This is a genomic window from Providencia sp. LY12 (assembly GCF_057621555.1).
In genome coordinates, this window is record NZ_CM172594.1 from 177,728 (window position 1) to 198,795 (window position 21,068).

A 21,068-nucleotide genomic window follows, 5' to 3' on the forward strand; every position below is an offset into this window, starting at 1 on the left:
GTCCTTATTGCAGTTCGATCACACGTCGAGCGCCGTAGTCATCAATGGCTTCAACAGTGACTTTACCGGATAACGGGCGCTGTAAATCCATCTCGCTGAAAGGCGGGAATAAGCTAATTGAGCGTTCAACATCCGCGGATAAAGACAGCGGTTTGTTGTTGACGGAAACTTGTGTGAGTGCAAAGTAGTAAGGTGTTGGGTTCTTCAGTGTTGAACCGCTATACGTGATATTTTTTTCTGCATCTTCACGGCTTTCTGCAAGGATTTTAGGGCGATAAATGAGCTTAACTTGCGTATTTAATGCCACAGCAAGGACATTACCCTCTTCCGCAGAGGCAACTGGTGGGATTTCTTGAACATTCAGCCAAAACAGTGATTCCCTGTCTTTTGGCAGTTTGTCATTAATATAAATTAAGCGAACAAGCTGTTTTTCATTGGCTGCGACTTTAAATAAGTTGGGTGCAGGAACAAAGAAAACATCATCCCCTTTGAGGTTATCGATCCAGACCTGCCCACCGTAGGCTTTTTCGCTATTATTCTTAACTTCAACCGCAATATTTTTACGACCTTCATCATAGATAAATCGAGTGCCATTCAGCGTGAATGCGGAATAGGCATTAAAACAGGTTAACAAAAATGGCAAGATAGCGAGTTTGGATATGAGCTTAATCATTGCATTCGATCTCCATGATTTGGTTTTCATTGGGTTCTACCCCATTCATATTTAAGGTGCATACCTCATCATTTGAGGAGGTAATGAAAATGGCATTAGGCTGACTTAATAAATTCAACAGCAAAACACCGCCATTGGAGACAAATCCCACATAGTCGTTATTTTCTGTTCGTGCTGAGCTACCGGCAGACACAAACTCACCGTTTTTCTTTTTCAGTCTCAAAATGTATCGATGTATGGTTGAGTATTTGAACTCGCGATAAACAATGGCTTTATCTGTTGGAACAACGCGTTGTACAGAATCGAGTAACTCAACGTTGTTTGGAACTTCCTCAGTATTGATTTTTAAATTATTTTCAATATAAGGAGAGACACCAATTACGGTATTTCCATGTCTATCTGTAGGCGGTGAGTCATTAAAAACAATATTTCCGATATTCTTAATGTTGGCGATGGCGACAGTATCTTGTCGCACATTGGTTAAAAATAAGCCGGTTTGTTGCGTGGCAAGCAAGCTACCGGAGGCATTGATAGAGCCTGTGGTTTGATGCTGGTTTTGGGCAATAGCCACACCTGTATTCACCCAGTCTTGGTTAAATCCAAAGTAAGCAGAGTTTGACCAACTATCACGATCTTTGCTGGTATTCACGCTATAGTTCACTTTTTCATTAATGTTCCCTGCGATACCAGAGTTAAAACTGGCTTTATTATCACGGTCATAGCTCACAGAGTTCGTCCAAAAATGGTTTTTATCAAACACACTAAACGGAATATTCACACCGATGGAGATGGCATAATTATCACGGTCATGGTCATTTAATTTTTGATAATCAGCGGATACCGAAAAGTCGATACCTTTGAAGGCTGTGTTATAAGTCACGTTAGCGCCGATTTCATTGCGGATACGATTACGGTAGGTTTGTACCCATCCCGACAGGCTGATAAAGCTGTTATCAAAATTTTGAGAAATAATGGTTTCATAGCGCTCTTTACGATTACTTCTTTGGTACAGCGCATTTTGGTTAAACTCATTAAAATCAACGTACTCTTTACCTGTATAACGGTAAGTTAAAAGCTGTAAGTTAGTCGTATTCGACAGTGAATTGGCATACTTCAGCATATAACTTATCCCTGATTGCTTAGCATCAGGTGATGTGGGAGTCTGTTTTTGAAAGTGACTGTTGGCCGCGTTCACGTTAAAAGAGACCGCACCAAATTGACCAAACTCTTTACTCAGACCAATTCCAGCACTTTGATAATCACTGTGTAAAATTCCCGCTGTTTGCAACGTAAAATACGTAAATCCATAATCAAGAGCGCCCAAAAGGAATGGGTGGCTTTCACGCTTTCCAGCTAGCTCTCGCTCACCAATGACGAGGTTGTAATCCATCTCATTGGCTCGTAATAATGATGGGAGTGTGGCAACTGGCACATATCTCACGGTTTTGGTTCCATTATCTTCTTCAACAGTAATGGTCAAATCACCATTACTGACGGGTGAAATATCATTTAATTGATATGCTCCCGCAGGAACGACTTGAGAACTAAGAACGTATCCATTTTGTGAAATAGTAATTTTTGCGTTCGAACTGACCACACCTGAAATGACAGGGGCGTAACCTCGCATTTCCCATGGGCGCATATTTTTTTCTGAACGTAATGCCATTCCGTAAAACACAAAGTTAGGTAACATCGTCATTGATGTTATTGTTTTACCGGCAATAAAACTTCCCTGTATAGACTTCATGGCAGTTGAAATGGTAGCTTCTGAAGTCTCGGTTCCTGAATCTTTAAGATAACTACTGCGGACGTAGCCTACCCATCGACCAAAATTAGAATATAAGTCGAAATCCCCATAAAGTTGGGTATTAGCGGATGTTGTTTTAGAGACATACCCGGAATAGTTAACTTTGATCCCTGGTATTCCATAATCCCATTCTTGTTGATTTTTTGAGTTATCTAAGGCGACTTGTGGAATATTAAAAGTCAAAACCTGTTTTGCATTATCAAAGTCAATTTTAACACCTGGATAATGACCTAAGTTGTAGCAGTTTCTTTCTGCATCGAATTCATTTTCAAATAAGGATAAATTAATAGGCAATGAAAGCTCATTTATCCATGTTGTATTTAAACAAAGATTTTCTCTATCTTTGGTTAATATAATTAATTCTTTTTTTCCCATTGGGTGGCGATTAAAAATCACCTCTACAATATAGTGACCTTCAGGATATTTAACACTGTCATCAAAAATACTTGCTGCTTGAGATTGAACTCCTCCATGTAAGAAGTCCATATTCAAGTTTGCATATACACAAAATGGACTTACCAACAGGGATAATATAAAAGCATTGACTGGTTTTAAACGCATATATCCATCACTATTTGTAAGCGGTAATAAGGGTCAAAGACCCTTAATTTAAAAATATAAAACTAATTATTTATATGCCACTGCATAAGTTGCAGTAGAAATGATGGTACCTTCGGTAACAGTTTGACCTGTTGTTGCCAGCATTCTTGCTTTGAAATTCATATTTCCAATAGCATCGGTTCCATTACCAAAATCAACTGTTTGGCTGTTATAAGTTACATCTTGATTTGGAGTGGTTGAGTTCATTGCGGTTAATTGAATAGAAACACCATTTGCTGTTCCTTTCATATTTGCAAGACCAGAATTAGTAAATCCAGCGCTTTGCCAACCTACTTGACCATTAGTTTTTTTCAAACATTCGTCAGTACGTGGAACTAAACTAAATTCAACGTAGTCACCATTGGTATCTGCTGTTGTCATTTTGCCTAAATCAATTGTAGATTTAACTAACCCACCGACTTCGGTATCAATATCACAAGTTGCAGAAGTTACCGCTCCAATAAATTGTACTTCCCCTGTATTTGCAAATGCAGCGCCACTAAGTAATACGCTGCTACAAATTAAAGGTAATAACATCTTTTTCATTTAATCATCCTCATAAGAGTATTTATATTTAATAATGTGTATTAAGAATCTCTGGATATGCATATCCAAAGATTCAAATTTAAATTTCACCATTTTTAATGTCAGGAACTGTGCAGGCGAAATGATAGATAATAAAAATCATTTACATCATTAAGAGATGAATGTTTTGGAGCCTGCTCGTTCTGTGATGCAGAATACTCTCACTCCTCAGCTGGATAAACTAAATAAACTACTTAAGTATTTTTATTTATATGAAATTCTAAAAATATTCATTATTAACAATAGGTTGTGGATTCATGGTGCTAAAAAACCCAATAAAACCTTCAAATTTATTTTAGTTTTTTATGATTTATTTCAATTTTCGGTTCACTCGCATGGGTAGTATAGTGTGGCGATGTTTTACTATATTAATAAAGAATGAAATTATGAAATCGAGTATAAAATATATAATTAATGACAAGTTTGAGTTTGACTACACCAACAAGAAAATCACATACATACTTAATGGAGATAAACGTAAAGTCTTAACGCCAGCTGCGAATATTCTTTTATTTTTAATAAAAAACAAGGTAGATGGAGATAATGAAGTTATTTCACAAGATGAGCTATTTAGTGCAGGTTGGGGTGAAAAAAAGAAGTTTGTGACAATCAATACGTTTTATCAAAACATTTTATTGTTACGAAAGGCATTTAGCGAACTCGAACACAATTTTGAGATAATAAAGAATATTCCTAAAAGAGGCTATAGGCTTGTTGATGATATACATATTCTTAACTCATCGATAAATAATGTAAATAGTAGTAGGTTTAGAAATAAACACAAAATTGATAGGAAATATGATGGGAAAATAGAAAAAATCCATATCCCTAAAGTGGAAAAAGTAGAAAACCATAAAAACATCAGCATAAATACTCCTCCTAAATATCCCTCTGGGTATATTAAAAAAAAGAATGTGTGGCTCAGTTTCTCAAATCGTGAAGTGAAAAGAACAATCATTATGCTAGTTCTAATTGTGTTGATGACAACAATTTTTTTTAGCTATATCGATTTTCAAAAAAAAAGTAGTAGCTTATCGAACTACACCCATTGTGGAGAAATTAATAGTAAAATAATACTCTGTAATAAGCAGATGGATTTAAATGCGAAATTATCTAAATTTCTCTCAGATGAAATCATTTCAAAGTCATTTGATGATTATCAATATATGTATGTGATAAGACGGAATTTCACTAATAAATTATCAATCATTTATTGCATCAGAGAGTTAGATTCATTTTCGTTAAAAGATAATGAATGTGTTTCGTATTACATCATGGATTGGGCTGGATAATAAAAATGAAAAAAAGCATCTTGAAAGCTGTTGTTTATACATCAGCAATTATTCTTTCTTCTATTGCTGTATACCAGGTTAATGAGTCAGATGACATTATTTGTCGATCCTCATTTAGGACTATTTCTATTGAAAACAATGTAAAACTCTCTTTGAGTATTTCTTACACCTTAGGCGATCATGAAGGGTGGGTGAATTTAAAGGGCAAGTTTAGCCAAAATGGTATTGAGAGTGAGGTAGCAAGAAAGGTTTATATCGATATTATAAAGATTGGCGATAGTCTTAAAATTAAATCTAAGAAAAATATTTTATTGAATTCGGATAATACGGACTCTTCGGAGTTAGAAAAATATTTGTCTCAGTCTTATTTGGACCCCAACCTAGATATGGATATCTTTCTCTATCCTCAGAAAAGTGGTGGGTATGTCTTTTTCACCAATGATATGTATGCTTTTTATTGCAAATGATTAAATATGAGCGTGATAGATAATCTACCCAATAAAAAGATTATCTATCACTACCTCTTTAATCTTGTGTATGTAGTCGTTTAACGATCATGACAAGGTCGTTGAGGAAAGTCTCAATATCCATGTCAAGTTTGCTAATAATTAAAAATAATCTCGGTAATGTGATATTGCTGATCCCTACCTCATACCGTGAAAACTGTTGCTGACTGACACCGACACGGCTAGCGATTTGGCTTCCAGTCAAACCCAGTTCTTTTCTTTTTTTTCTTATATAGTGCCCGATTAAATTGTTTATTTGAGCTTCATTCTCTCCGGCAAAGTAAAAGCTAATATCTTGAATGGGTAATTTATAGGCTTGCGTGCTTTCAAAGGAAAGGTGTTCACTCATCATATGTCCTCTTGCGTGATGGAATCATAATTGTTGTATTTCCACCGAGGGGTGTAAACCAAATTAAAAATCAAATAGTTTTTAGTCTTTTAATCTAGGTTTTTTATGTGGTTAGGGAATTTCTTTATTAAAAAATTAAGTTTTCATATTTTCTTAATTAAAAACAAAATGAGTATTTTGAAAGATGAATCGTTTGAAATGATAATAGAAACCAATCTTATTAAGATTATTATTTATTATTAGTGGTATCACAATAATTTGCGCAATATGATGTTTTTTAATCAAGGGTTCTTTTCGCAGGAATATCGATAAAAATAATCAGAAAATAATAAAGCTTTAAGCGTGTTATTTTTGAATAATCATTTGAATATAGACAGTTATATATTATAAATCTCTTTTTTATGTATTTAATTATATAACGAATAGGTGAAATAAACCGCGAATGAAGCGGCATAAACACATTGATGATGTTGATTATCAATGTATTTATTGATGTAAGACAATCTCTCGAATTCCCCGATTGATATTATTAACTCAATCAAAAACTCTAATTACCTCTAATTATGTGGCTGGCGGTTTTATCGCTAATGGCGCACAAACTGCATTTTTTAATTCCATTATTTTAACGAAAAAATTTTAGCGAAAAAACTTCTTATTATTTTAAGCAATTGCAATTTAAGTGAGCGAGTTATATATGGCCAATATAAAAGAGAAAGCTGCTATTTTTGCTCCTCTTAGCCGTCGCGGCTTTGTGAAAGCGGGCGCCGTGACAGGTTTAGCCGCCGCAGCGGGAGGATTTTCTCTTCCGTTTAGCGCTTCAGCGGAAACAGAGCAAAAAACATCGACACCATCAGGGAATGAAAAAGTTGTTTGGAGTGCATGTACAGTTAACTGCGGAAGCCGTTGCCCATTGCGCATGCATGTCGTAGATGGCGAGATCAAATACGTCGAAACCGATAATACGGGTAATGACGTGTATGAAGAGCTGCATCAAGTCCGTGCATGTTTACGTGGCCGCTCTATGCGCCGCCGTGTCTATAACCCTGACCGTCTGCGCTACCCAATGATGCGTGTAGGCAAACGCGGTGAAGGTAAATTTAAGCGAATCAGTTGGGAAGAAGCTTTCGACGCTATTGCCGATAACATGAAGCGCTTAATTAAAGATTATGGTAATGAGTCCATTTACCTGAACTACGGTACAGGTACTCTTGGCGGCACCATGACAAAATCATGGCCACCGGGCGCAACTTTGATTGCTCGTCTCATGAACTGCTGTGGTGGTTATTTAAATCATTATGGTGACTACAGTACCGCACAAATTGCGGCAGGTCTGAATTATACCTTTGGTGGCTGGGCAGACGGTAATAGCCCTTCAGACATCGAAAACTCTAAATTAGTGGTGATGTTTGGTAACAACCCTGGCGAAACGCGTATGAGCGGCGGTGGGGTGACTTACTATGTTGAACAAGCACGCGAAAAATCTAACGCGAAAATGATCATCATCGACCCTCGCTACACCGATACAGGTGCAGGGCGTGAAGATGAATGGATCCCAATTCGTCCGGGTACTGATGCGGCGCTCGTTAACGCCATTGCGTATGTGATGATCAAAGAAGACTTAGTGGATAAGCCATTCTTAGATAAATATTGCGTAGGCTACGATGAAACCACCATGCCAGCTGGCGCACCAAAAAATGCGCATTACAAAGCTTATATCCTGGGTGATGGTCCTGACGGTCAAGCGAAAACCCCTGAATGGGCGTCATCCATCACCGGTATTCCGGCGGCTCGCATTGTAAAATTAGCCCGTGAAATTGGTACTGCAAAACCTGCGTATATTGTGCAAGGTTGGGGTCCTCAGCGTCGTTCGAATGGTGAGCTGACGTCTCGTGCTATCTCAATGCTGGCGATTTTAACCGGTAACATCGGTATTCATGGTGGTAACACGGGGGCTCGTGAAGGCTCTTACAGCATTCCATTCGTGCGTATGCCGACCTTAACTAACCCAGTGCAAACCAGCATTTCCATGTTTATGTGGACAGACGCTATCCTGCGTGGTCCTGAAATGACGGCTACCCGTGATGGTGTCCGTGGTAAAGATAAATTGGATGTGCCAATTAAAATGGTATGGAATTACGCAGGTAACTGCTTAGTTAACCAACATTCAGAAATCAACCGTACCCACGATATCCTGCAAGACGAATCGAAGTGCGAAATGATTGTGGTGATTGATAACCACATGACCGCCTCTGCAAAATATGCCGATATCTTACTGCCAGACTGCACTGCGTCTGAGCAAATGGATTTCTGTATGGATGCTTCCGCGGGGAATATGTCCTACGTTATTTTTGCTGACCAAGCGATCAAGCCGCGTTTTGAAAGCCGCAATATCTATGAAATGACCAGCGAAATTGCCAAACGCATGGGTGTTGGTGAGCAGTTCACTGAAAATCGTACTCAAGAAGAGTGGTTACGTCATTTATACGAACAATCTCGCGCTGCATTACCTGAGTTGCCAACGTTCGAAGAGTTCCGTGAGCAAGGTATCTTCAAAAAACGTGATCCTAAAGGTCACCATGTGGCTTATCAAAGCTTCCGTGAAGACCCAGTTGCGAACCCATTGACCACGCCATCAGGCAAAATCGAGATCTATTCCGCGCAATTAGCGGAACTGCAAAATTCATGGGAGCTGGAAGAAGGGGATGTGATCCATCCACTGCCAGTCTATTCCGTTGGGTTTGAGCAGTACGGCGACCCACTAATGGAAAAATTCCCATTACAGTTGACGGGCTTCCACTATAAATCACGTACCCACTCAACCTATGGCAACGTGGATGTATTGAAAGCGGCTTGTCCTCAAGAGTTATGGATCAACCCACAAGATGCGGCGAAACGCTCCCTGAAACATGGGGATTTAGTCCGCGTATACAATGACCGAGGCGAAGTGCGTGTCAAAGTCAAAGTTACCCCGCGTATTTTACCGGGTGTGGTTGGTTTAGGAGAGGGTGCATGGTATGACCCAGATGGTAACCGTATTGACCATGCGGGCAGCATTAACGTGCTGACCACGCAGCGTCCATCGCCACTGGCGAAAGGGAACCCATCACACTCTAATCTTGTTGAAGTTGTGAAAGCTTAAGGATGCCAGATATGTCAACGCAATATGGTTTTTATATCGATTCAAGTCGTTGCACTGGCTGCAAAACCTGTGAGTTAGCCTGCAAAGACTTTAAAAACTTATCTCCAGAAGTGAATTTCCGCCGTATTTATGAATACGCGGGGGGTGATTGGACTGAGCAAGATGGCGTTTATGGGCAGAATGTTTTCGCCTATTACCTGTCTATTTCGTGTAACCACTGCGATGATCCAGCGTGCGCTAAAGTGTGTCCAAGTGGTGCGATGCACAAACGCGAAGATGGGTTTGTGGTGGTGGATGAAGAAGTCTGTATTGGTTGCCGCTATTGCAGCATGGCATGCCCGTACGGTGCGCCTCAATTTGACCAAGTCAAAGGCCATATGACCAAGTGTGATGGTTGCTATGAGCGTGTTGCAGAAGGCAAAAAACCAATTTGTGTGGAATCTTGCCCATTACGTGCATTGGATATGGCACCGATTGAAGAGCTGCGCGCCAAATATGGTGATTTAGCGGAAATCGCACCGTTACCATCGGCTGAATATACTCATCCAAATATCGTTTTAAAATTGAATGCCAATAGCAAACCTGTCGGTGATACCACGGGTCATCTGGCTAACCCGGAGGAAGTTTAATATGGGCGCGGGAATTCATGAATGGCCATTGATGTTTTTCACCGTTATTGGTCAAAGTGTTGCGGGTGCATTTATTGTGATGGCAGCGGTTTTATTAAGTGGAAAACTATCCCCTGAACTTAACCGTAAAGTGCATTACAGCATGTTTGGTTTGTGGGTATTAATGGGAATTGGTTTCTTATTATCCACGATGCACATGGGCACACCACTGCGTGCATTTAATGCCTTCAATCGCTTAGGGGCTTCTTCACTGAGTAATGAAATTGCCAGTGGTGCAATCTTCTTTGCCTTTGGTGGCTTGTATTGGTTGTTGGCAGTGTTAAACAAAATGCCTGCTGCGCTAGGTAAACTGTGGTTAGTGGTGGTGGCTGTTCTTGCGGCTATCTTTGTGGTGGCGACTTCCCGTGTGTACCAAATCCCAACGGTACCAACGTGGAATAACAGCTACACCATGATCAACTTCGTGCTAACGGCATTCTTAGGTGGACCTATCTTAGCCGCGCTGTTATTGCGTGTCGCTGGGTTTGACCTGCAATGCATTCGTCGCCTCCCTGCATTGAGTGCGATAGCATTATTAGTGAGTGCAGCCGCTGCTATCTCTCAAGGATTTGACTTGGCAAGCATTGAAACCGCAGTACAAAAAGCAACGGATTTAGTGCCTGATTTCGGTTTCTTAATGGATATTAAAATTGTCGCCGTAGCGATGGGACTGGGCTGCTGGATCATGCCGTTAATCGCGAAACGTAATCCATCTGTCATCAACTTGGGTATCGGTACCCTGTTAGTGTTGGCGGGCGAGATTGTTGGACGCGGTGTGTTCTATGGTCTGCATATGACCGTGGGCATGGCAGTTAACTAATCATCACCTCAAAGGCTTAGCAACCTTCTGCTAAGCCTTTCTTTCCCAAGAATTGTTATCAATAATAAGCAAAACAACTAATAACACATAAACAGTGGATTACACACCATGAACGAACTCGCTTTAAATGATGTTTCCGTGACAGCTCGGATCCTTGGTGCGGCATTCTATTATTCCCCTGACCAAGTGCCGGATATTATCGAATTATTGGCATCCGGTGAGTGGGTGGCAGACTGGCATTACGGCTCTGAAGAGCAAAAACAAGGGATTGCCGCAGAGATGGCGACAATACAACGTGATGGTGAAACCCTTGATGAAGCTTATCAACGCCTCTTTATTGGCCCTTATGCGCTTCCTTCTCCACCGTGGGGTTCAGTCTGGCTAGATAAAGAAAATGTGCTGTTTGGTGAGTCTACCTTGCAACTTCGTGAGTGGATGCAAGCCCATCAAATTGATATTCATTTAACCCAAAACGAACCTGAAGACCATTTTGGTTTATTGATGATGATGGTGGCTTGGGTAGCGGAACATCAACCTGAAAATCTTTCTGAATTATTAGGGAAACATATTTTGCCGTGGGGTTTGCTGTATTTAGACAAAATGCAGGAAAAAGGTGATTCTCCATTTTATGTGGGGCTGAGTAAGCTGGCGCATTTAACGCTGGTGGCTTGGCAGGATTCGATGAATATTGAAGCGGATAAAAAGCTGATTTTTTATCGCTGATGAGTCGGTTGGCGATCTTGGGGATCGCCAATTTATCCTAAGGTTTGATCGGCTGTTTTTGTTGGCTCCAAACACGATAAGCAAAAGCAGCGCCCACTAACACTAAGTAAATCGCTGGCTCAGGCGTTAGGGTTTTTAATGACAAAGCATAGTGGCAAAGTGCGAGTAATAGCGTTGGGTAAAGCAGCATGTGAATTCTTTTCCACCATACACCTAGGCTCATTCGTATGCGGTTGAACGAACTCACCGCCATCAAAAATAAGCATAGCCAAGCCGTGGCGCCAATCACTAAGTAGACCCGCGAGAAAACCTCCTCAAAAAAGAGTGATAAATTATTGACGCCAATCTCCAGTAATAAATAGCTACTCAAATGCAGTACAGCCCAGAAAAAACACCATAATCCCAGTAATTTTCGTGTCTGAAACAGCGTGGTAAATCGCAATAATTTAGCGATAACGGGGATCAGTGCGATAACGACGAGCAAACGCAAAGCGGCTATTCCCGTAAAATGTTGGATGTCTTTAGCGGGATCAGCGCCAAGTCGCTGAGTACCAATTAAAAAAATCAGCCATACCAAAGGGAGCAGAGCAATAAGATGAAAGCCTCCTTTGGTTAATCTCACTAATAGCCTGTTTTCTTGGGGCATTAGAAGTATCTCCGCAAGTCCATTCCCTGATATAAGCTCGCGACTTGGTCACCATATCCATTAAACAGCAAAGTAGGCTGTCGGGTTACCTGACCTAAACCCCCTGCACCAATAAAACGCTCGGTCGCTTGCGACCAACGAGGGTGATCAACTTGCGGGTTCACATTGGCAAAAAAACCATATTCACTGGGCGCGGATAGGTTCCATGTGGTATCTGGCATCTGTTCGGTTAGGCGAATTTTGACGATAGACTTAATTCCTTTAAAACCATATTTCCAAGGAACAACCAAGCGGATCGGTGCGCCATTTTGATTGGGTAATGTTTTTCCATATACGCCAGTGGCAAGTAAGGTTAGCGGATTCATGGCTTCATCTAAACGTAGCCCTTCAACATAGGGATAAGGCAAGCCACCGCCGATATAACGGCTTTTTTGTCCTGGCATTTGTTCGGGAGCATAACGAGTTTCAAAGGCGACATATTTGGCTTTGCTGGTGGGCTCCACCAATGCCAATAGTTTGGCTAACGGAAAGCCCACCCAAGGAATAACCATCGACCAAGCTTCGACGCAGCGCATGCGATAAATACGCTCCTCTAGGGGAAACTTGGCGTTGATATCATCTAAATTAAGGGTCAAAGGACGATTCACTTCCCCATCAATAGTTACTGTCCATTCGTCGGTAATGAGGGTATGCGCGTTTTCAGCTGGATCAGATTTTCCTAGCCCAAACTCATAAAAGTTATTATAGCCAGTCACTTTATCTTCTGGCGTCAAGGTTAACGATGAATGAAACTCTTCAGGCTGAATAAATGTGAGGTTTTTTCTTGGCGTCACGGGCGTTGCTGGCGCATCGTCACTTAGCCAAGAAAATAAGCCCGCATTTGCTGTCGCTGCAACGGTTAAACCTGCTGCCCCCAGACCTAAGGCTTTGAGTAGCTGCCGGCGCTTCATAAAAAAAATGGATTCATCCGTGATTTGAGAACCGGGGATTTTAGGTAACTTTTTCATTGTGCGCTCCATAGCAAAAAGAAGAATGAAATCAGTTATACCGAATGCGTGATAAAAGTGGCTGACAGTAAGATGACAAATTTGTCATCTTACTTAATTGTAGGAAATTTTAGACAGTAGGAAATGTTAGAGTAATAGTGCTGGTACCTGCGACATGTTCAAAGCTTACTGAGCCGCCATGCAGTTCAACAATCGCTTTGACAATCGCCAGCCCCAACCCAGTTCCCTCCGTGGTTCTGGCATTATCTCCGCGCCAAAAACGGGTGAAAATTTCCTCGCTATTTTGTAGGGGGTTCCCTTGGTTAGTGATACGGATTTCTCTCTGCTGGGGAAGCTCAATGATCTGGGTGAGCACGCGAGTATTTGGGTGAGAGTATTTAATCGCATTAGCGATAACATTCATGAATACACGGCTCAGTAATACCGGATCAGCATCAAGCCTGAGGGTTGAAGGTTCACAATAAAGCGTAATCTGTTTCTCTTCTGCATAAGCCGAAAATAGTTCATAAACATCATTCACTAATTCTGATATTGAGAGATTTTCTCGATTTAACGTGATGTTTTTATTTTCAGCACGAGCAATAAATAACGTGCTTTGGATCATCTGTGCCAGCTTATCAAGCTCTTCAATATTGCTAATGATGACCTCTTCATATTCGCTCACATTACGGGAGCGTTGGAGTGTAATTTCATTTTGCACTCGTATGGCATTAATGGGCGTTCTTAGCTCATGGGCTAAGTCATCGGCGAACTGGGTTAGTTTAACAAAGTCATGTTTTAGCCGTTGGCGCATGGTATTCATTGATTCGCCCAGCTCTTTTAACTCTTGTGGAAGCTGATCAATATCGATCGGATCATTCAGCGCATGTACGTCCGTTTTGATCGTGATCTGGCTCAGTGATTGAATATCGGAGAGCCCTTTTTTCAGTAACCATAAACTCAGTAATCCCATCAACAGTATTGAGAGGGCAGACACCAGCACGCTTTGGGTTAAATATTGGGTTAATACTCCGCTGCGGTCGACGGAGACTTTACCGAGTACCACATGGAGCTGTCCTAATGGTGAGTTCATGGCGAAATAGACCGCGGAGATGGGAATGTTTTGTGCGGTTTGCCAATGGGTGATGGCATGGATATTTAGCTGCTCAAGGTTCACTAGCCGCAGTGGTTGGGTATCCAGAAGTTCGCTGTTAGTCGCGATGAGTATGTGCCCACTCGCATCAGAAATCTGGATCAAATCTTGGCGCATGTCCATCATGCTTTGGAAATACATCGGTAGCGTTTTGATATCGATGCCACCCGAAATTAATTTAGCGAGTTGCTCCGCGCGGTTCACGAGCAAATTATTGTCTTGTTCAGACAGCTCATTCTTCAGCGAGTGATATAAAACCCATGTCACGACGCCAGCATTAGCGACCATCAGAATGATAAACAGGGAAATAAGTTTAAAGCGTAGCGACTTTTTTTTCATTCTATTGGCCTATTTAAGCGGTATCCCATCCCTCGAATGGTTTCGATAAGCTTAACTTCAAACTCATCATCAATTTTCTTTCTCAATCGACGGATGGCGACATCGATGATATTGGTATCACTGTCAAAATCGATGCCCCAAACTTCGCTGGCAATTAAGGTTCTAGGTAAAATTTCATCGCTATGCAGCACGAAAAACAGCAACAGAGAAAATTCTTGGCGGGTTAAGATGATTTTTTTTCCTCCGCGCTCAACATCATGACGGGTCAGATCTATCTTTAAATCTGCAATCGTCATGGTTGTTGAGGTGGGTTGATTCACTTTGAGTTGGTTTTTAACACGTGCTAATAATTCAGAAAACGAAAATGGTTTTACAAGGTAGTCATTGGCACCGAGCTCTAAGCCTTTAATGCGATCATCTACGGCATCCCGCGCGGTGAGGCAAATAACGGGAATACTTTTCGCAGTGCGTAAGATTTTTAAAATATCCCAGCCACTCATACCCGGCAGCATGATATCGAGAATAACCAATTGATAATTATTTTCTAAAGCAAAGTAGAGCCCATCACGACCATCATTAGCGACATCCACTAGAAAACCGGCTTCTTCTAAGCCATTTTTAACCCAACCTTGGGTTTTAAGGTGATCTTCAATTAATAGTATTCTCATGGAAACCCAGCAATCGTTTGATTTGACTTAATTCATCTTAAAGAAACTTTTACTGTAAAGAAACAGTCTGGGGTTTAGCAATAAAAATGAGGTAAATGAAGATACATCAGGAGAGGAAAACACAGGGACTCATTGATTGCAGGCTCAATAAGCCCCGTGCTGGGGTTAAACTTAGTTCTCGCTATGTGGCTGATAACCGTAACGAATCGTCTCGACATCGTCGAGTTGAATTTGGGTCACGGTTGGCTGCGTAGTGGCAATTACGCGACCATCACGGATGGAATAGCGTACTGGCACTTGGCGACGTACTGCATCAAAACCGTTTTCAGCAGGCAGGATCAGTAAGCTTGCACGTTTCCCTTCATCAATACCGTAATTTTGCAAATTCAACGTTTTTGCACTGTGCTCAGTGATAAGCTTCAAACCATCATTAATCTGACCATAGCCCATCAATTGGCAAACATGCAGACCCATATGCAGCACTTGCAGCATATTTGCGGTACCCAGTGGATACCATGGATCGAACACATCGTCGTGACCGAAGCAGACATTAATATTGGCGGCGAGCATTTCCTTCACGCGGGTGATCCCTCGACGCTTTGGATAGGTATCGAAACGACCTTGTAAGTGAATGTTCACTAACGGGTTGGCGACAAAGTTAATCCCTGACATTTTCAGCAGGCGGAATAAACGTGAAGCATATGCCCCGTTGTAAGAGTGCATCGCCGTTGTATGGCTGGCGGTAACGCGTGCGCCCATATTTTCACGGTGAGCAAGGGCAGCAACGGTTTCGACAAAACGTGACTGTTCATCATCAATTTCATCACAGTGAACATCGATTAAACGGTCATATTTTTGTGCCAGTGCAAAGGTCTTATGCAGGGATTCCACACCATATTCACGGGTGAATTCAAAGTGCGGGATAGCCCCGACCACATCCGCCCCTAAACGTAGCGCTTCTTCTAATAGCTCTTCGCCGTTTGGATAGGACATGATCCCCTCTTGAGGGAAAGCAACGATCTGCATATCCACCCAAGGCGCCACTTCTTTTTTCACTTCCAGCATGGCTTTCAGTGCCGTTAAAGTGGCATCGGAAACGTCAACGTGGGTACGAACATGTTGGATACCGTTAGCAATCTGCCATTTTAGAGTTTGCCAAGCGCGCTGTTTCACATCGTCATGGGTCAGCATCGCTTTACGTTCGGCCCAGCGTTCAATCCCTTCAAACAAGGTGCCAGACTGGTTCCAATTTGGCTGCCCAGCAGTTTGTGTTGTATCCAAATGAATATGTGGCTCAACAAATGGTGGAATGGCTAAGCCGCCTTCACCATCAAGGCTATTAGCGAGTACTTCACCTGCGGGCTGCGGAACGATAGCTTTGATTTGTTGATTTTCAATATCGATTCGCCACAGACCTTCACGCTCAGGTAAACGGACATTGTGGATATGTTGAATATGTTGATTAAGCACGGGTCATCTCCGAATTAGTAGCGCGTACGCGATTCAATAGTGGATTCAGGATGGCGTAGCAGATAGCGCCGCCAAGCACTGCGTTAACAGGGACAATTCCCGGTAGCCAATGTCCTGCGGCAACACCCGCAGCCACGGCGATTAACGCACTGATATTCACATCGCGCATTTTGCTCATGTCAAAAGTGGCATAGCGATGACGATACATTAAGTAATCCGCAATGATAATGCCACCAATCGGTGGAATGGCTGCGGATAAGAAGGTCAGCCAGCTAACAAAGTTGTTGTACAGCCACAGTGCGCAGAGTGTGCCCACTAAGCCGTTGATAATGGATAACGTCTTGCTGGATAAGCCTGTAATGTTGGCGAACCCTAAGCCGGAAGCGTACAGCGCGTTGTCGTTGGTTGTCCAAATGTTCAAACCAAGCACGATAATTGCTGGTAAGAGTAATCCTTGCGCGATCATTACGTCGGAGATATCCGCCATACCTAAGGAAGCTGCGCCCGCCGCACCGAAGATAAACATCAGTGAGTTGCCCAAGAAGAACGCCACAATGGCCACCAGTACCGCGATTTTCGGCTTACGCCCGAAGCGTACGAAGTCAGCGGTTAAGGTTCCTGCGCTGACAAACGAGCCGACGACCATCGCCAGTGCAAGGTTGAAATCGATTGGTTGTTCCGGTTTTACCATTTGCAGAGCGCTTAAACCACCGGCATCAGTGACAGCAAGATATACGGAGTAGCTTCCTAAGATAGCAATGGCAGGAACGGCGACAATGGATAGCACGGTTAATGCGGAGATACCGAAGAACACTGTGACGGTCATCAAAATACCGGAAATACCAATCAGTAAGTTGATATCCCAGCCTGTTGCTTTACCAACGGGAATGGCGAACATGGCAACGCCGACACCGAACCAGCCGACCTGTGTACCGCCAAGTAAGAAAGAAGGGAGCCAAGAGCCGCGAATACCGAAAGAATAACGTGCAAGAAGGTGGGTTGTTAAGCCTGTTTTAGAACCGATAAAACCAAGGAAGGCGGTGTAGACACCAAGAATAAGATTACCAATGAGAACTGCGAGGAAGAAATCGTTGAAACTAAGACCGGTACCGAGAGCGCCTCCGGTCCACATGCTGGCGGAAAAGAACGTTAAACCCAGCATTACAAAGGTTAATGCGAGCCCGCCTTTTCTTGCGGATATGGGTACTGGCTCATGACTATAATTTTTATCACCGGACACAATTGCCTCCTGTAGCTTTCCTCTGGCCAAAAAAATCTGACGAATTCTATAGCCGTAAAAATAAAAAGCAAACGGTTTCGCACATGCTTAAAAAGAATTAATGAATTGTGTTTTTGCTCATTTTTTATTCTAGTCTATAGCGTAACTGGAAAGGACGTGAGGCGGTAAACAGCTTGATGGGGTGAGATAAAGTCACGATAAAAACCAGCGGTTAGAATAGCCAATGATACAAACAAAAAACGTAAAATTAAGATAAAAGACTTCCGAATGTGTGTGTATCAATGATTCGTTTTTTTTATTTATATTTATTCAATAAAATATAATGTTTAAACAAATTTTAATATTTTATTTATTATTACGCATTTAAATTGTTGATTGGAATTTATTACTCATTTTTTTGAGTAAAATATGATTTTAATCTAAATGAGAATCGATATTTATAAATCTAATTATTTACGTAATTTAATATTTAATTATTTAATGAGTAAAGAGTAAAAAAAGAGTTTCAATATTACCAAAATGATAACAACGTTAATTTTATAGTCATTTTGACGGAATTTAATGTTTCTTTCTGGTTGATCATGATTATGTTTTTAAAGGATATTTTTTAATTTTGAATGATTTTTTTATAGTAAACATCGCGCTGATCACAAAATGGCGGTTAATTTCCAGATAGGGAATTAAAATTGATATCCCTCAATTAAATAAAACAATTAAAGTTCACAATGAATTACCAATTAAAAATTCATTCTTTTCTTTATTTGTTCTATCTATTTCTCCAGGGAATAAAAGAGGTCAGTCATGATAATACAAATTATCGCGGCATTAGTTATCGTTGCTACAATTTATCTTTTAATTAAAAAATATGAAACTCGGATGGTATTAATTGCTGCTGGGCTAGTACTCTGTATTATTAGCCTCGTGCCAATGGATGCCTTAAATGCATTTAGCGAGCGCATGGTTTCGGCTCCGCTGATCCAAGCCATTTGTTCCAGTATGGGTTTTGCCTATGTTATGAAATACACCAAGTGTGATAAACATTTAGTACTGGTGCTATCTCGTGTTCTGACTCGACTGGGTTTTTTCCTGATCCCCGCAGCAGTCGTACTGACTTTCTTTATTAATATCGCGATCCCTTCTGCGGCTGGGTGTGCTGCCGCGGTGGGTGCGACATTGATTCCGTTACTGATTGCTGCACGTATTCACCCAGCTATTGCTGGTGGTGCTGTGCTGTGCGGTACGATAGGTTCTATGCTGAGCCCTGGGTTGTCACATAACCCATTTGTGGCGCAGATGTCGAACATGAGTATTGTTGACTTAATTGCTCGCCACGGACCATACAGCTTAGCAGTTGGAGGCATCGCTGCTGTTTCCTTAGCTATCGTTGCTTTAGTGAAAAAAGAGTACAACATGAAAGCGGTTGTCGAAGTGAATGGCACCGCGGGCACAGAACAAAATGCAGCGGCAGAACAGCCAAATTATCTGTACGCGACAGCGCCGTTTATTCCATTAATCCTATTAATTCTGCCATTTATGGATGCGCTGAAAGCGTATCAAATTAGTGTGCCAGCAGCGATGGTCATTGGGGCAATTTATGCGTTAGTTATCACGCGTACTAACCCTTCAACCATTACTAAAGAGTTCTTTAAAGGGATGGGGAATGCCTATGGGGATGTTCTTGGGATCATCATCGCTGCTGCTGTTTTCTCTGCGGGTCTCAAAGCATCTGGCTTAATTGATTCCTTTATTGGTTTTCTGATCCACTCTCCTGAATTTGCACGTTGGGGAGGGACATTGGGCCCATTCTTAATGGGAATTATCACGGGTTCAGGTGATGCGGCCGCGTTTGCTTTCAACGAAACGGTAACACCATTTGCCCAGCAATTTGGTTATGAAATTCCTGATTTGGGGATGGCTTCTGCAATTTCAGGCGCATTGGGTAGAACCATGTCACCGTTAGCAGGTGCGGCTATCGTCTGTGCAGGTTTAGCCAATGTGAACCCGATGGAAATTGTGAAGCGTACTGCGCCTGGCATGATTGTTGGGGTGATCTTCATTGCGCTCATCATGCTTTAATTTTAAGGAGATAACATGTCAAATATTACATTAGAACAACTGACTCAATGGCGTCGTGAATTCCATCAATACCCTGAAATTGGTTGGTCTGAGTTTTTAACCACAGCAAAAATCGTTGAAGAACTGCGTCGTTTAAACTTGGACGTCAAAGTGGGTCCGCAGGTGATCAATCCTGAATATGCCTTTGGACGTCAACAGAAAGTGGTTGATAAAGGTTTAGCGGTGGCGAGAAAGCACCAAGTTGATGAAAATCTGCTGGCTGAAATGCAGGAGCTGACAGGGTGTGTTGCCATTTTCGATAGTGGCAAAGCAGGACCGACAATCGCACTGCGTTTTGACATTGACTGTGTCGGTGTGACAGAAAGTACTGATGAAACCCATCGCCCAAAAAATGATAATTTTAGCTCTTGTCATCCTGGTGAAATGCATGCGTGTGGTCATGATGGGCATATCGCGATTGGTTTAGCGGTCGCGCATTGGCTAGTAGCAAATAAAGAGAGCTTATCTGGCAAAGTAAAATTGTTATTCCAACCTGCGGAAGAAGGCGTTCGTGGTGCGAGAGCGATGGCTGAAAGTGGCATTGTGGATGATGTGGATTATTTCTTAGGGGCGCACTTAGGGTTCATTGCCAATAGCGGTGAAATTGTGATTAACCCAACCCATTTCCTCTGCACAACAAAACTGGATTTTCGCTTCAAAGGTGCACCATCCCACGCAGGAGCAGAGCCTGAATTGGGACGTAATGCGCTAGCCGGCGCTTGTCATGCTACAACGCAAATGTTGGGAATTTCAAGACACGGTAAAGGAATGTCGCGCATTAACGTTGGGGTACTGAATGCCGGTGAAGGGCGAAACGTGACGCCATCTTATGCTCAAATGCAGATAGAAGTCCGCGGCGAAAATGAAGAGATTAACCGCTTTATGAGCGAAAATGCGATTCGCATGGCAGAAGGCTCCGCACACAGCTTCCAGCTAGAAATGGAAAGTGAAGTGATGGGAGAAGCGGTTGATTTAACCAATGACCAAGAGTTGATTGACACCTTGGCTAGTGTGGTAGGGCAACATGGGGAATTAACTGCAGTAGCGACTCGACCGTTTGGTGGTAGCGAAGATGCCACTATTTTGGCAAAACGCGTCCAGCGTCACGGGGGTAAATCTCTGTATTTTGTTGTCGGTGCTGACAGAACCGCAGGGCATCACCAAGCTAATTTTGATTTTGATGAAAAACAGATGTTAACAGCCTATCAGCTGTATACCGGATGTTTGGTGTCATTAATGTAATTTTTTGGTGATAGGAAAAAGCCGCTGAGAGAGCAACCTCCCAGCGG

The 21,068-nt window shown here is 42.0% G+C and carries 18 protein-coding genes; 8 read left to right on the top strand and 10 right to left on the bottom strand.

The window, feature by feature from the left end:
- Window positions 1-4: 4 nt before the first annotated feature.
- From ACY3ZI_RS00765 to ACY3ZI_RS00775, 3 genes are all read right to left on the bottom strand, one after another.
- The gene (locus ACY3ZI_RS00765) at window positions 5-673 is read right to left on the bottom strand and encodes a fimbrial chaperone (RefSeq protein ID WP_211887032.1); all 669 of its coding nucleotides are present in this window, start codon (window positions 671-673) and stop codon (window positions 5-7) included.
- Window positions 666-3,041 carry a PefC/AfrB family outer membrane usher protein gene (pefC, locus tag ACY3ZI_RS00770; protein WP_211887033.1) on the bottom strand — a complete coding sequence of 792 codons (2,376 nt, stop codon included), beginning with the start codon at window positions 3,039-3,041 and terminating at the stop codon, window positions 666-668. The genes ACY3ZI_RS00765 and pefC overlap by 8 nt, the downstream gene beginning before the upstream one ends.
- A gap of 66 nt (window positions 3,042-3,107) precedes the next feature.
- A complete protein-coding gene (locus ACY3ZI_RS00775; RefSeq protein ID WP_036950387.1) occupies window positions 3,108-3,626 on the bottom strand; it encodes a fimbrial protein in 519 nt (172 codons plus the stop codon).
- 425 nt (window positions 3,627-4,051) lie between these two features.
- On the opposite strand from ACY3ZI_RS00775, the gene ACY3ZI_RS00780 reads away from it, so the two are divergent.
- Both ACY3ZI_RS00780 and ACY3ZI_RS00785 read left to right on the top strand, forming a co-directional pair.
- A complete protein-coding gene (locus tag ACY3ZI_RS00780; protein ID WP_036950391.1) occupies window positions 4,052-4,957 on the top strand; it encodes a winged helix-turn-helix domain-containing protein in 906 nt (301 codons plus the stop codon).
- A 5-nt stretch (window positions 4,958-4,962) separates the two neighbouring features.
- Window positions 4,963-5,424 carry a hypothetical protein gene (locus ACY3ZI_RS00785; RefSeq protein WP_036950393.1) on the top strand — a complete coding sequence of 154 codons (462 nt, stop codon included), beginning with the start codon at window positions 4,963-4,965 and terminating at the stop codon, window positions 5,422-5,424.
- A 58-nt stretch (window positions 5,425-5,482) separates the two neighbouring features.
- Here the strand turns inward: ACY3ZI_RS00785 and ACY3ZI_RS00790 are convergent, their stop codons facing one another.
- A complete protein-coding gene (locus tag ACY3ZI_RS00790) occupies window positions 5,483-5,815 on the bottom strand; it encodes a helix-turn-helix domain-containing protein (protein ID WP_051422597.1) in 333 nt (110 codons plus the stop codon).
- A 691-nt stretch (window positions 5,816-6,506) separates the two neighbouring features.
- On the opposite strand from ACY3ZI_RS00790, the gene dmsA reads away from it, so the two are divergent.
- The 4 genes from dmsA to dmsD all read left to right on the top strand — a co-directional run bounded on the left by dmsA (window position 6,507) and on the right by dmsD (window position 11,162).
- The gene (gene dmsA / locus ACY3ZI_RS00795; RefSeq protein WP_211887036.1) at window positions 6,507-8,951 is read left to right on the top strand and encodes a dimethylsulfoxide reductase subunit A; all 2,445 of its coding nucleotides are present in this window, start codon (window positions 6,507-6,509) and stop codon (window positions 8,949-8,951) included.
- An 11-nt stretch (window positions 8,952-8,962) separates the two neighbouring features.
- Window positions 8,963-9,580 carry a DMSO/selenate family reductase complex B subunit gene (locus tag ACY3ZI_RS00800; protein ID WP_036950397.1) on the top strand — a complete coding sequence of 206 codons (618 nt, stop codon included), beginning with the start codon at window positions 8,963-8,965 and terminating at the stop codon, window positions 9,578-9,580.
- A 1-nt stretch (window position 9,581) separates the two neighbouring features.
- Window positions 9,582-10,439: a DmsC/YnfH family molybdoenzyme membrane anchor subunit gene (locus ACY3ZI_RS00805; protein ID WP_211887038.1), complete on the top strand. Its 858-nt coding sequence runs from the start codon at window positions 9,582-9,584 to the stop codon at window positions 10,437-10,439.
- 108 nt (window positions 10,440-10,547) lie between these two features.
- On the top strand, window positions 10,548-11,162 hold the full coding sequence (gene dmsD / locus ACY3ZI_RS00810; RefSeq protein WP_211887040.1) for a Tat proofreading chaperone DmsD: 615 nt from the start codon (window positions 10,548-10,550) through the stop codon (window positions 11,160-11,162).
- Between the two features lie 37 nt (window positions 11,163-11,199).
- On the opposite strand, the gene ACY3ZI_RS00815 is transcribed toward dmsD, so the two are convergent.
- The 6 genes from ACY3ZI_RS00815 to codB all read right to left on the bottom strand — a co-directional run bounded on the left by ACY3ZI_RS00815 (window position 11,200) and on the right by codB (window position 17,664).
- Window positions 11,200-11,808, bottom strand: a complete 609-nt coding sequence (locus ACY3ZI_RS00815; RefSeq protein ID WP_487375815.1) for a protein-methionine-sulfoxide reductase heme-binding subunit MsrQ — start codon at window positions 11,806-11,808, stop codon at window positions 11,200-11,202.
- Window positions 11,808-12,815: a protein-methionine-sulfoxide reductase catalytic subunit MsrP gene (gene msrP / locus ACY3ZI_RS00820; protein WP_487375816.1), complete on the bottom strand. Its 1,008-nt coding sequence runs from the start codon at window positions 12,813-12,815 to the stop codon at window positions 11,808-11,810. Before msrP ends, ACY3ZI_RS00815 begins: the two co-directional genes overlap by 1 nt.
- A 109-nt stretch (window positions 12,816-12,924) precedes the next feature.
- On the bottom strand, window positions 12,925-14,286 hold the full coding sequence (locus ACY3ZI_RS00825; protein WP_487375817.1) for a heavy metal sensor histidine kinase: 1,362 nt from the start codon (window positions 14,284-14,286) through the stop codon (window positions 12,925-12,927).
- The gene (locus tag ACY3ZI_RS00830) at window positions 14,283-14,954 is read right to left on the bottom strand and encodes a heavy metal response regulator transcription factor (RefSeq protein ID WP_036949891.1); all 672 of its coding nucleotides are present in this window, start codon (window positions 14,952-14,954) and stop codon (window positions 14,283-14,285) included. Before ACY3ZI_RS00830 ends, ACY3ZI_RS00825 begins: the two co-directional genes overlap by 4 nt.
- Window positions 14,955-15,125: 171 nt before the next feature.
- The gene (locus ACY3ZI_RS00835; RefSeq protein WP_211887047.1) at window positions 15,126-16,424 is read right to left on the bottom strand and encodes a cytosine deaminase; all 1,299 of its coding nucleotides are present in this window, start codon (window positions 16,422-16,424) and stop codon (window positions 15,126-15,128) included.
- The gene (gene codB / locus ACY3ZI_RS00840) at window positions 16,417-17,664 is read right to left on the bottom strand and encodes a cytosine permease (RefSeq protein ID WP_108478658.1); all 1,248 of its coding nucleotides are present in this window, start codon (window positions 17,662-17,664) and stop codon (window positions 16,417-16,419) included. The genes ACY3ZI_RS00835 and codB overlap by 8 nt, the downstream gene beginning before the upstream one ends.
- Window positions 17,665-18,465: 801 nt before the next feature.
- Here codB and dcuC point away from each other — a divergent pair.
- Together dcuC and ACY3ZI_RS00850 are read left to right on the top strand one after the other, a co-directional pair.
- A complete protein-coding gene (dcuC, locus tag ACY3ZI_RS00845) occupies window positions 18,466-19,740 on the top strand; it encodes a C4-dicarboxylate transporter DcuC (RefSeq protein WP_036949897.1) in 1,275 nt (424 codons plus the stop codon).
- Window positions 19,741-19,755: 15 nt separating this feature from the next.
- Window positions 19,756-21,021 (top strand): amidohydrolase, encoded by a 1,266-nt coding sequence (locus ACY3ZI_RS00850; protein WP_036949898.1) that lies wholly within the window; start codon window positions 19,756-19,758, stop codon window positions 21,019-21,021.
- Window positions 21,022-21,068 lie beyond the last annotated feature (47 nt).